At 42.2% G+C, this 13,158-nt stretch carries 10 protein-coding genes; all 10 read left to right on the plus strand.

Translation table 11 applies throughout. The annotated features are described in order from the left end of the window. Nucleotides 1-265 precede the first annotated feature (265 nt). Nucleotides 266-1,873 carry a hybrid sensor histidine kinase/response regulator gene (locus TOL2_RS21280; protein WP_014959341.1) on the plus strand — a complete coding sequence of 536 codons (1,608 nt, stop codon included), beginning with the start codon at nucleotides 266-268 and terminating at the stop codon, nucleotides 1,871-1,873. Nucleotides 1,874-2,023: 150 nt separating this feature from the next. Beyond that, entirely contained in the window at nucleotides 2,024-2,476 is a 453-nt protein-coding gene (locus TOL2_RS21285) for an Hsp20/alpha crystallin family protein (protein ID WP_014959342.1), read from the plus strand. Nucleotides 2,477-2,510: 34 nt separating this feature from the next. Continuing rightward, on the plus strand, nucleotides 2,511-4,862 hold the full coding sequence (gene lon, locus TOL2_RS21290; protein ID WP_014959343.1) for an endopeptidase La: 2,352 nt from the start codon (nucleotides 2,511-2,513) through the stop codon (nucleotides 4,860-4,862). 39 nt (nucleotides 4,863-4,901) lie between these two features. After that, nucleotides 4,902-5,684 carry a septal ring lytic transglycosylase RlpA family protein gene (locus TOL2_RS21295; protein ID WP_014959344.1) on the plus strand — a complete coding sequence of 261 codons (783 nt, stop codon included), beginning with the start codon at nucleotides 4,902-4,904 and terminating at the stop codon, nucleotides 5,682-5,684. 10 nt (nucleotides 5,685-5,694) lie between these two features. Beyond that, a complete protein-coding gene (gene gmhB / locus TOL2_RS21300) occupies nucleotides 5,695-6,252 on the plus strand; it encodes a D-glycero-beta-D-manno-heptose 1,7-bisphosphate 7-phosphatase (protein ID WP_041280197.1) in 558 nt (185 codons plus the stop codon). After that, complete coding sequence (recD2, locus tag TOL2_RS21305; RefSeq protein WP_014959346.1) at nucleotides 6,253-8,415, plus strand: SF1B family DNA helicase RecD2; 2,163 nt, start codon at nucleotides 6,253-6,255, stop codon at nucleotides 8,413-8,415. Nucleotides 8,416-8,680: 265 nt separating this feature from the next. Beyond that, nucleotides 8,681-10,249 (plus strand): hypothetical protein, encoded by a 1,569-nt coding sequence (locus TOL2_RS21310; RefSeq protein ID WP_014959347.1) that lies wholly within the window; start codon nucleotides 8,681-8,683, stop codon nucleotides 10,247-10,249. A 184-nt stretch (nucleotides 10,250-10,433) separates the two neighbouring features. Next, nucleotides 10,434-11,687 (plus strand): hypothetical protein, encoded by a 1,254-nt coding sequence (locus tag TOL2_RS21315; RefSeq protein WP_014959348.1) that lies wholly within the window; start codon nucleotides 10,434-10,436, stop codon nucleotides 11,685-11,687. 75 nt (nucleotides 11,688-11,762) lie between these two features. Continuing rightward, nucleotides 11,763-12,455 carry a hypothetical protein gene (locus TOL2_RS21320; RefSeq protein ID WP_014959349.1) on the plus strand — a complete coding sequence of 231 codons (693 nt, stop codon included), beginning with the start codon at nucleotides 11,763-11,765 and terminating at the stop codon, nucleotides 12,453-12,455. Between the two features lie 34 nt (nucleotides 12,456-12,489). Beyond that, nucleotides 12,490-13,155, plus strand: coding sequence for a hypothetical protein (locus TOL2_RS21325; RefSeq protein ID WP_014959350.1), 666 nt, complete (start codon nucleotides 12,490-12,492; stop codon nucleotides 13,153-13,155). Nucleotides 13,156-13,158: the final 3 nt, after the last annotated feature.

The following is a 13,158-nucleotide window of genomic DNA, read 5'->3' on the forward strand; positions in this document are numbered from 1 at the left end:
GCTTAACATAATGTAATCATAAGAGTTTTGGTTTTTGTTGTTGCAGGCCAATCTGCCATGGCCGTTTTATATGAAAGTCTTCAAAAATTTAAACAGTGACTTTCAATCTTTGTTGTGGGCAAACCAAGGTGACCAGATTGTAGTATAAAATGGCCAGGTCTGCCCGTGCAGTTATTAAAAAAGTTTGTTATACTTACCAGCAAGTGTCTGGACAGTCAAATCATGAAAACCATATTAATATAAAAATTTTAAAAGGTGATTCCATATGACAAACGAGTGGTATGAAAACAGCTTGGAAGAATTTTTCAATATGTCATCAGAGCCGGCAAAATCATTTGATTTGAACGAATCGGCTTTAAACGTCCGGGAGATGACAACCATACTGGAATCAGCCCCCGCAGGGATCGGAATTCTCAAGAACAGGGTTCTTGGGTGGGCCAATGATATTTTTTATTCTATGCTTGGATATGCCCCCAACTCTTTGAAAGGGAAGAATGTAAGAATTCTTTATTCTGATCAAGAAGAGTATGACAGGGTTGGGTTGGGTTTGTATTCCAATTTGGATAAACATGGCGTCAGCCTTGTTGAAACCATGCTGTTAAGAAAAGACGGCACATTGTTTGACTGCAGGATCAGAGCTTCAAGACTCAACCGGGAAAACCCTTCGACGGGAATTATCGTTATTATTACGGATATTTCAGAGCTTAAACAGCTTCAGCTTCAGCTTCAGCAGACTCATAAAATGGAGGCGATCGGGTTGCTGGCCGGCGGGATATCCCATGATTTCAATAATATCTTAATGGGAATTCAGGGGCATTTGTCACTCATGCAAATTGATGTGTCTGACACTGAAAAAATCAGGGCACATACAAAACATATCGGTCGGCTTGTAAAAACCGCGGCAGAACTTACAACCCTGCTACTCGGGTTTGCAAGAGGTGGCAAATACCAGATTTCAGCGTTAAATATAAATGATCTGGTTGGCATGGCATTGGATATTTTCAAGCCCACCCGAAAAGATATTATTGTTCATGAAACCTATGAAAAAATGATTCACCTGGTCGATGCGGATCAGTCTCAGCTCAAACAGGTATTTTTAAATCTGTTGATTAATGCCTCACAAGCCATGTCTGAACAGGGCGATATTTTTGTGAAGACTCAAAATTTTTTCATTGAAGAAGATAATGGATATCCCTTTGAGATTCAGCCGGGCCGGTATGTTAAAGTGACTGTAAAAGATACTGGTATCGGAATGGATATGGAAACCCGGAAAAAAATTTTTGATCCGTTTTTTTCCACAAAAGAGGTAGGGGATAAAAAAGGCCGGGGTCTTGGGCTGTCTACGGCTTTTGGGGTAATAAAAAATCATGGCGGCTTTATTCTGGTTGACAGTGAAAAAGGCAAAGGTGCCAGTTTTCATGTCTGCCTGCCTGCATCAAATACTGTTCAGGCAAAAGAAAAAGATGAGGACCGGCAATGTTTTGATGATATTCAAAAAGGATCTGAAACCGTATTGCTGGTGGATGACGAGGACGAAGTTGTTAATGCCGGAAAAAAATTTTTGGAAAAATTAGGGTATAAACCGATTATCGCCAAAAACGGATTAGAAGCCGTAGAGATCTTCAAGCTTTACAAAGATGAAATTTCCCTGGTGGTTCTTGATCTGATCATGCCTAAAATGAGTGGGAAACAGGCATTTTCAGAAATAAAAAGCATCCGGAAAGATACAAAAATTCTTATATCCACAGGGTATTCTATTGATGATAAGATAAAGGGTTTTTTAACCCAGGGATGTGACGGCTTTATTCAAAAACCCTTTTCCTTGAATGAGTTTGCAAGGGTTTTGAGAAAAATTATAGATAAGACAGTATAATTTGCAGCGGAGACGATTTTAAGTGAACAGATTTGGAATATGCTCACTTTAGAATAGTGTTTTTTGAATACAACTTTACAATATCCGGCTCAAATGTTATTTTATGAGGATATCAGATGGTCGATTTAACGGTATCATCAGGAGTTTTGTATGAAACATATAAAGATTCGGTTTGGAGATAATATTGATACACATGCTGCTGAGGAAAAATCTTTTGAAGATATGTTTCAATCCGTCAATCCCATGTTCTGTCTTTCAAAAAGAACCTGGAAACCTCAGATGGATATATTTGAAACAGAAAATAAAATTGTTATCCAGGCCGAAATAGCAGGCGTAAAAAAAGAAGATATTATCATTGAAGTAAGCAATAAAGCCGTCAAAATATCAGGCAACAGAAACAGCAACCATCTTGACAGGACTGCCACCTACAGACTTGCTGAAATCCAGTTCGGCCAATTTGAGCGAGTTTTGTATCTGCCCTGTGTCATAGATGTTGAAAAGGTCTGTGCCACATTTTCAAATGGATTTTTGGAACTGGTTTTAGGAAAATTGTTCAGGAAAAATATTAAAAGCAAAAATAATATTTCCATAGACTTCATCTAAGCTATAGATTCCAAAAAAGGGACCCCGACAATATATGGATGATCTTAAAGCTCCATCGCGCAGGATAACATCAGACAACATCCCGGACATCATTCCCGTTCTTCCTATTGTCGACACCAATCTTTTCCCAAAAATGGTACTGCCCCTGGTATTGATCCAAAACGAGGCTGTTGAACTGATTGATGATGCCATGGCCGGAAATCGAATGCTTGGCCTGCTTTTATCCAAGCGGTCGGATATTGATTCTAGGCACAGAACTGATGATCTTCACATGATCGGCACAGTGGCTGTGATTTTAAAAATGTCCAAAATGAAAGATGATAAAGCCCAGCTGTTAATTCAGGGGCTGGATCGCTTCCGGGTCATTGAATTTCTTCAAAATAAAAAATACATGCAGGCCAGAATTGATGTCATGGAAAACAGGAATGCCGACAGCAACAAAGAAAACAGGGCCTTGATGGCCAATATTGTCAAGCAATATGAAAAAATTGTTGCATTTTCTCCTGGGCTTCCTTCGGAAATGGGACAAATGATCAAATCATTGCAAGAACCCCATGTGCTTGCAGATATGGTTGCGTCCACCATTAATGCGCCTGTCAAGGAAAAACAGAAAGTTCTTGAACTTCTGGATGTAAATAAACGCCTGAAAAAAGTTACCCGATTGGTCAATGATCAATTGGAAATCCTTGAAATGAGCTTTAAGATCCAGAGCCAGGTCAAAGAAGATATGGACAAACGTCAACGCGAATACTACCTGCGCCAGCAGCTTAAGGCGATAAGAGATGAACTGGGTGAAACTGAAGACGAAAGTGTCGAGATAAAAGAATACCGGGCAAAAATAGAAGAAAAAGCCCTGCCGGAAGAAGCCCAAAAAGAAGCGAAAAGAGAGTTACAGCGCCTGTCAAGGATGCATCCGTCTTCGTCTGAATATGTAGTTGCCTCGACCTATCTGGACTGGTTGACCTCCCTGCCCTGGGATGTCGCTTCCGACGATATGCTCGATATTAAAGAGGCAAAAAAAATATTGAATAATGATCATTATGGTCTTGAAAAACCCAAGAAGCGAATCCTTGAATATCTGGCTGTTCGAACATTAAAAAATGATTCCAAAGGTCCGATTCTTTGTTTTACCGGCCCGCCCGGGACCGGAAAAACATCCCTTGGCAGATCAATTGCCAGGGCGCTGGGCAGACAGTTTGTCAGAATTTCCCTGGGCGGTGTTCGTGATGAAGCTGAAATCAGGGGGCACAGAAGAACTTATGTGGGAGCGCTCCCGGGAAGGATTATCCAGTGTTTGAGAAAAGCCGGCACCAACAATCCCGTGTTCATGCTGGACGAAATCGACAAGGTGGACCATTCCTATCATGGCGATCCTTCTTCAGCTCTTCTGGAAGTTCTGGACCCGGAGCAGAACTTTTCGTTTTCAGATCATTACCTGGATGTGCCCTTTGATCTTTCAGATGTGATGTTCTTAACCACGGCAAATGTTCTGCATACCATTCCGGCACCCCTGAGGGACAGAATGGAGATTCTGGAACTCAACGGTTATACTGAAGAAGAAAAATTTAAAATAGCCACCCGGTATCTGATTCCCAAGCAAAGGGAAGCCAACGGCCTGACTGCAACCAGGGTTAAACTTACGGCTGGTGCGGTCAAACTGATTATTTCCGGGTATACCAGAGAATCGGGATTACGAAACCTTGAACAGAAAATCGGGGCTGTCTGCCGGGGTGTTGCCGCCAGGATTGTCGAGGGTGAAACCAAAAATATAATTGTGGGGCAAAAAGATTTGCACCAATATTTAGGACCGGTACGCAACAGGCCTGATCCGGCCCTGGGAATAAAAAATCCAGGCGTTGTTATGGGGCTTGCCTGGACACCCTATGGCGGAGAAATTCTTTTTATCGAGGCGGTTGCCATGAAAGGCCGTAAAGGTCTGACATTAACCGGGCAGCTTGGAGATGTCATGAAAGAGTCTGCAAGCACGGCTTTGAGTTTTATCCGGGCCAACACAAAAAAAATAAAGGTGGATCATTCTTTTTTCAATACCCATGATCTTCATATCCATGTGCCTGAAGGTTCAATCCCCAAGGACGGTCCATCTGCAGGCGTGGCTATGCTGACGTGCCTGGCATCAGTGATGACGGGACGGCTGGTGAAAAAGCGCCTGGCCATGAGTGGTGAAATTACGCTCAGAGGCGAGGTTCTGCCCGTGGGCGGGATTAAGGAAAAAGTTATTGCAGCGCATCGGGCAGGAATCAAAACGATTATTCTGCCTTTATGGAATCAAAAAGATATGGAAGATGTGCCGGAATATATAAAAGATTCCATTGAGTTTCATTTTGTTGATAAAATGGAAGATGTATTGGCATTGGCTCTTAGCTGACTTTGTTTAAATGTTGTTTGTATATTGCGGAGGTATTTTTTGAAATTCAGATCACAGATTCAGATCCTGATATTATTTTTATTCGTCATTTCAGGATGTTCAACGCACCTTGACACTACCTATGATCCGGTCCATATTCCATCGTCAAAATCAACCATTCCGAAAAAAAATCCCGCAACCCAGAAACCGTATAAAATAAACGGGGTTAAGTATACCCCGCTGGCCAGCGCCACCGGATTTGTCCAGACCGGCCTTGCCTCATGGTACGGTAAAAAATTTCATGGAAGAAAAACAGCCAATGGCGAAATTTATGACATGTATGCCATGACTGCGGCACACAAAACATTACCCCTTGGGACCTGGGTAAGTGTTCATAACCTTGAGAACAACAAGAAAATTGTTGTGAGGATCAATGACCGAGGCCCGTTTGTTTACGGCAGGATCATAGACCTGTCCTACACCGGTGCAAAAAAGCTCGGGGTGTTAGGCCCCGGAACAGCAAAGGTGAAAGTGACTGCCCTTGGAAGGGCCACGTCTTATTCCGAAAAAACAAAAAACCCCATTGCATTTACGGCGGTTGACTACTGGAAAGGCAACTTCACGGTCCAGGTAGGTGCATTTCAGGTTAAAGCCAATGCAGATAACTACAGATATAAGTTATCGAGAAATTATCAAAATGCCCACATTAAACCCTTTGAAGATTACAGGGGAACCTTTTACCGGGTGAGAATCGGCAGGTTTACCAATTTAAAGGATGCCGAAAGGTTCAGTGACAAACTTATGGAGCAAGACTTCAGTCAGGCTTTTGCCGTTGCAGAATAAAGAAAAAATCATGGAATATACTGTGTTTCTGGACCGGGACGGGGTCATCAACAAGGATTCTTCCGAATATATAAAAGACCCGTCAGAGTTTGCCTTTATCCCAAACAGCCCGGAAGCCATTGCCCTTCTTACAAAAAATAATTTCAATGTTATTGTGATCACCAACCAGTCGTTGATCGGCAGACACATGGCCACCCCGGACACATTGCAAGCTATTTTTGAAAAAATGAAAAAAGGTGTGAAAAAGGCGGGAGGAGAGATCAAGGATATTTTTTTTTGTCCCCATGTACCTGAAGACAAGTGTTTCTGCAGAAAACCCATGCCAGGATTAATTTTTGATGCAAAAAAAAAATACCCAATTGACCTTGCACAGTCCTGCATGGTGGGTGACAGTGCCAAAGATATTGAATGTGCCCGTAATGCCGGGTGTTCAAAAGCCGTACTGGTTAAAACCGGCAATGGAAAAACAGCTAAAGCCGACCTTCGTAAAAAAGGCATCACACCGGATCATATTGCTTCTGACTTATATGAAGCCGCTTGTTGGATCATCAAGAGTGTAAAGTTTTAAATGATAACCATCAAAGGCATTTTAGACAAAGTCACCTATCAGAATCGGGAAAATCATTATACGGTTGCAAAACTTCGAATTCCTAAAATCAGTGATCCTGTTACCATTGTTGGATATCTTGCCGGAGTGGTTGAAGGTGAAGGCCTTGAAATATCAGGAAAATGGGTTTCACATCCCAGGTATGGGGACCAGTTTAAAGCACAGTCGTACAAGGTTGTTTTGCCTGCCACTGTTTCAGGCATTCGCAAATATCTGGGCTCGGGTATGATTAAAGGCATTGGCAAATCCCTGGCCGAAAAAATAGTGGACTATTTTGCAGAAAACACCCTTGATATTATTGAAAACGAACCGGAAAAATTAAAACGTATTCACGGCATAGGAGAGGTCAAGAAAAACCGCATTGAAAAGGCATGGAACAAGCATCATTCCGTCAGAAGGGTCATGCAGTTCCTCCAGGAAAATGATGTGGGCGTGTACCATGCCGCCACCATTCTTCAAACTTATGGCTCCGAGGCTTTGAATATTTTGCAGCATGATCCATATGTCATTGCAAGGGATATCCCTCAAATAGGGTTTCCCATCGCCGATATGATTGCCATGAAAGCCGGGGTGCAAAAAGATGATGAAAACCGCCTTCAGGCATGCCTGATACATATCCTGTTGTCTTTTGAACAAGAGGGGCATGTGTATGGATTAAAACAAGAAGTGTTCCTGTCGGGTTCAAGAACATCGGGTGTGGAACCGGATAAGTTTGAGCAGGCCCTGAAAGCTTTGACTGACTCTGATGACATAAAGATCCAAATTGATGACGATGAAACAAAACTCTATCTTAAACGCCTTTATCATGCTGAGTCAGGTATTGCATCACGGATGAAAGCCATTTTATCCTGTGTGAAAAATGTGGCTTCTTTACCCCAACAAGTGGGAAAAGACAAGATTCTTGAAGAAGTGCTGACAAAAATTGCCGTAAAATTATCCAAAGAACAATTGAATGTTGTGACCAAAGTGCTGCATGAAAAAATTGTGGTCATCACAGGAGGGCCTGGAACCGGTAAAACAACCCTGATAAGGGCATTGTGTGAAATTTTTAAATTGCAGAATCAAAAGGTCGTATTAAGTGCGCCCACTGGCAGAGCTGCCAGGCGCCTTTCAGAGGTCACGGGAAAACAGGCCTTTACCCTGCACAAACTTTTGGGCTTTGATCATGAAAGCCAAACGTTTGAAAAAAATTTTGCCAATCCCCTTGAGCTGGATATTTTTATTGTGGATGAAGCCTCCATGGTGGATACACAGCTCATGTATTGTCTTATTGAAGCCCTGCCGGTATTTGCAAGCCTGATCATTGTCGGAGATACCTTTCAGCTGCCTTCCGTGGGACCGGGCAATGTGTTGTCCGATATCATTGATTCCAACCGTGTAAAAGTCTTTTTTTTGACAAAAATATTCAGACAGGCCAAACAAAGCCCTATTATCATGCATGCCCACAGCATCAGGAACGGAGAAATGCCTGACTTGCAAAAGCCCGGGGAAGGGCAATTATCGGAATTTTATTTTATTGAGAACCAGAGACCTGAAAAAGTGGTTGAAACCATTCTTGAACTTTGTTCAAAAAGAATTCCCCAGGCATTTCCCCATATTGATGAGATACAGGTATTAACGCCCATGCACCGGGGGGAGGCCGGAACCATTAACCTGAACCAACAGCTTCAAAAAGTGTTAAATGATTCTAAAGGCGGTATAGCTGCCGGAGGGATAACGTTTAAAGCCAATGACAAGGTTATGCATTTAAAAAACAATTATGACAAAGAGGTTTTTAACGGTGATATAGGTATTATTCATGAAATCATTAAATCTGAAAACAAAGTCATGGTGGATTATGACGGTCGAATTGTTGAATATGACATCCTGGAACTGGATGAACTAGCACTGGCCTATGCCATATCCGTCCACAAATCCCAGGGAAGTGAGTATGCAGCTGTTATTATTGCTCTGACAACGGCCCATTTTCCTCTTTTGCAGAGAAATCTTTTGTATACTGCCATGACCCGGGGCAAAAAGTTGGTGGTCATTGTGGGATCATCAAAAGCCATGGAATTGGCATTGAACAATAATAAAACCGCATTGCGCCTTACCGGGCTTAAACAAAAACTGATGAGTGTGTGATTTTTTATATCCGGGAATATAAAATTTTTAAAGCTTGGTTCCAACTTTGCCCAAGAATCTCTAAATGATTGATTTTAAATCAGTTGCGTACTCGCACTGAATAATCTACATGATTCAAAAGATATTCAACGAAATCATTCGGTTTAGCCTTAAAAAACTTCAGCAGCGTGGTGAATATTACATTTTTTTTTGGAAAAAGCCTTAGATGTCCCTGAAGAAATCACTGTATCCCAGTGAGGGGCATTATACTTAAAGGAGGCAACCAATGAAGATTGAAATTGAACAAGACAAATTTTGGAATGATGAACGTTTGAACTCTTATCTTAAAGTACGTACAAATGATGAGAATGCGCAACCACTCTCCGAATATGCGGAAGCGATTGAACGGTCGCTTAAACGCTCCATCTTTGCTCTGGCAGACCTTCAACAGGAATTGATCTGCAGAGAAGGCATGAATGGAGCAATGCAACATTGTCAATTAGGAAATAGTGGCGCATCCAATGCAGATTTCGAGTGGATTGAGTATGATTATTCTGAGTATACGGTTGAGGAATTAAAAAAACTGCAGGAATCCTGGTCTGTTGAACTGTTTCCGGGAGAGGAGATTTCGATAGCAGAGTCGGATCGGATTAATGCGGAGCTGCAATATGCGGGCAGTGAACTACATTTGATTTCCGGTATGTTTTCAGGGTATCGGAAAGTCTTGTTAGGCCGCTGCAGGAAAGTCAATGGCAAAGGCAATACCTTTTATTTGGAGGTTCTTGAGGAGCATGCAAAAACACCTGGAGTTGCAGATAATATTGCATCATTAAGTCAACCCGGACTGTATGCCATTTTAATAGAGGGTTGTGCCCGTATTGCGGCGATTAAATATAAGCCTTTCCTGAGAATGGCTCTATCAGAGGTAAATGATCAAGGGAATCCCAAAACTCTTTCCACGCTTCAGAAACGACTATGTCTGGCTTTGATCAGAAGCTATATAACACGCCTTGGAAAGGACGATACACGCCTGATGAAAGAGTTAACTCGTGATGTAGAATTACAATCGCGCCTGTACTGTCAAGGGCAATTGAATCAGCACCTTGTCTTTGGGTTGGATAATATTGCATTGATCAATGCACTGGGAAGTAATCTCAAGTCACTTGAATGCAGCACGCATCATCCCAAGCTTGGAGATTTCAAGGGCATGGTCGTATTTACGGAATGCGGTGCCGAGACAGGGGGCACCCTTTTTGAAATCAACAGAATCGCCCGGATTGATCCGATACGAGCCCGAGAAATGCTGCTTATGTTCCTAAGCGACTATATTTACATGGATATACGAGGGCAATTTGAGGAAAAGAGCCTTATGGTGCTGGCGGCTTTTTTGCCGTGCATCTGTGGTGGAGTATTAAGTTTAGAGGCACTGGAGCGTGCCATCAAATGGTGGAACGATTATATCAATGGTCCTTTTATCCATTTTCTCAGTGAGATACAGGCATTGGTGCTGGCGGCCAGGCATTACAATCCCCCGGATTCTGATCATATCATTTCAAGAGACTTGGTTGAGGCGCAGCTGATTAAGTTTCTGTCTGATAATGCCTCAAATCCTCTGACATTGAAGGAGAAAAAAAAGAGAGAAAAATCGTTTGCATGGGTTAACGCCATGTGGAGTAATCGATTGCTGCTCATGTCCCGGTTGGGGTTGGAAGATTATACGGAATTGGCCGGCCGTGTATTTGAATTTGTACCCAAAACCAATGCAAGTATGGTATCGGCAATCCACCCGGGGTGGACCGGCAGGAAATCTGACCTCAAGGGCATAGTAGAAATCCTTTGCCAGGAAACCATCTAAGATGATGTTTACTATTGCTTTTTCAGGGATTTTGAATTAGTTGTCCAGTTTATGTTTAAGCAGTAATCCCAGGGAGTCATCAGATATTCGTTTATTCAAAGAGTATTTACGAATCCCTGGGAAAAAACTAGAATATCTGCAATCAGATTTTTTCAAACTTGACTCTTAAAACAGGATATTTTCAATGGATTATGAACTCTATTCTAAAATCAAAGATTTTCAAAAATTAAATTTCAATCAACGAAAAAAGACGTTGTGCAGTCGACTGGAACGAAGGCCAAAGAAAGAGGAACAAAACCAACAAAATATGGGGAGAATTCCATGGTTTAGGGACTGGATTCCCATGTGGAACAACCCGGAAACCAATAAAGATGAGTTTCTAATCTCACTGATTGCCTGGCAGTTTCCAAATGTAACATCTGAGGAACTCATATTTATAGAAGAAAATCTTAATAAGTTAGTGGAAGAGGCGATTCATGGCCCTGCCGTTCAATACAGAGACCCTTTTGCATTAATAACCGAGATCACCCTTGCATATTCCACGGGCTTCTGGAAAAACGAACCCGTAACGCCCTTTACCGGCGACACTGTTCTTTTGGAATTCATCCTTATAGCGGTCAATGTTATCAACAATATTAAAGGCACAGTCAAGTATGTCTGGGGCCAGGAAGACTTTGTCATTAGAAATGACTATATAGATCCTATCAGCCTGGCTATGGAAGCTGTTAATGGGTATTTCACCCCGGATCCGGCTTCAAGAAAATCCATTTCCTCCTGGAATCCCGAAAATCAATTACTCATCGACCATTTTCTCATCGCGATTTGCGGGACCTTCAATTACCAGCAAATCAAAGCTAATGAATTGGCCGCAGGACACTATCGCTCCGTATTGGACTGGAATAATCTGCTAATTTACCTTGGTCTTTTTGCTGAAATGGTCTTTGAAAACGGCCTTCGCATCGACTTTGATCCAAAGGGGCATAGTGACACGGACTGGATTGTCACCGCTCAGGCCAAATTCAAAGTTCCTTATGGGGTCATCAAAACTGCAACCAAAAATGAAGATGAAGAAGCAATCTCGTACCCCACCGATCAAACCACAGAAGAAGGAGAAGATTTTGTTTATCAATATACCGGTGGAAACGGAGAAAGTATTGCCAAATACGGCCTTCGGGGATTCATAAAATGCGGGCATTGCTCAAAGTCAGCAACGGTTAAGCACCCTGGTTGGGCAACCCCTCTCCAGCGAAAGAGAAATTTAGGAAGTATCTACTATGAACCTGAACTGCCTTCATACGATCCCACACTTTCCCGTAAACAGGCACGTCAAAGAATCGAAGATGAAGGATACCTCCATTGTCCATACTGCCATATAAAAGGCGAAAGGATTAATTGGAGCAGACTTGCTGTAAAATTGAAGTACAGCAACATCCTCTAAAATAAAAATCAATTCTTTTCGTTTAGATCTCCCTGAAGATAGAGTTATTAAACACATTAATAAGGAAAAGATATTATGAACTCAGAACTACTCAATGAATTTTTGGAAGCATGCCGGCACTTTTCCGTTGGGCCCAATCAGCCCGGTGCCATAGCCACCCCCAACTTTACCCTTCATGCGGTCCCGGCCCAAACAGAAGATAAACAATTTACAGTCTATTTCACCCTTATCCCCCGCACTCCGGCAGGTGCCGATGTAAAGCTTCCCATCACCCTGAAAGGAACCGACGGCACCACCCGCATGGGTATTTTAACATCACCGCGCACCCTGCGGTTTCTCAATATCGAAGCCCAGACCTGGCATATGCCGTTGCTAAAAAAGTCACAACTACACGGCACCGGCTTAGCAGCGAAGCCGCTCGTCGGTGTCAGTCTTGCTGCGAATGAAGAATCCGGTACAGGTGACAAAAAACAAATAAAAAAACAAGGTACAGCTATCTATCATAATATCACATTTAATTGGACCCTCTATCATAGCCGTGATGAAGGGTTTTTCCTTGTTATCACTTGCCCTTTAAACGTATCGGATCTGTCCCCGGCATCCCACCTGAAGGTAACTTTATATTACGACGACAAGGCCAACGTTCACCACGCAGTTCTCAAAAAAGACCGGTTCAACCGCCTTCAAGCCGAATTCAAACTAGGAAAAATCTCGCTCATTTCGGACCCTATCTACCATATAGAGCCTTTCAGCCCAGAACAAGCATGATCATTTGCCCCACTAAAATTTAGGAGGAAAAAAAATGGACAACAATGCTAAAATCGCTTGGGTAACAACATTTGGTGCAACACTATGTTTATTACTGATATCACTTAATATTACCTCAGCCATCATTAGCCACTTTGAAATTCAGAATGAATCCCCACTTAACAAACTCACCTGGGCGTACTTCATTACACTTTCAGTAACTATACTGCACATATTAAAATGGACCAAAAAACGTTTAAACTCCCAAAGATATCCCCACCAAACCGTTCTTGCATTTCAGTATTCGATGGCCTGGCTCTTTGCCAGCTACAGTGTGAGCATTGCCTGGATCATTTCTGGCCTTTCGCTTATAGCCCAATCATCCCTTGATTATAAACCTGCATGGATATGTGCATACATTATAGGTACAGTCAGCCTATTTTTATACTCTGCATGGTTCGGAGCAAAACAGTATGCAAAAATGGACGGCGACCTGCAACAGTTTGGCCGATTCGTCAAAGACAGTGTGATTGTATTGATATTTATGATCATAATAACCCTTATAACAGGAACATCTCCGTCGATCTGGATACCGGAAAATCTGATGCAAACCACGGGAAATAATATTCTGAGAAACCACCTTCTTCTTACATTTGCCATAACCCATCTGTTTCATTTTGCAATGCTGTATACATCTAATCTGAAAAACCAGAAAGTCTGAAAG

It is taken from the genome of Desulfobacula toluolica Tol2 (assembly GCF_000307105.1).
In the GTDB taxonomy this organism is placed as follows: Bacteria; Desulfobacterota; Desulfobacteria; order Desulfobacterales; family Desulfobacteraceae; genus Desulfobacula; species Desulfobacula toluolica.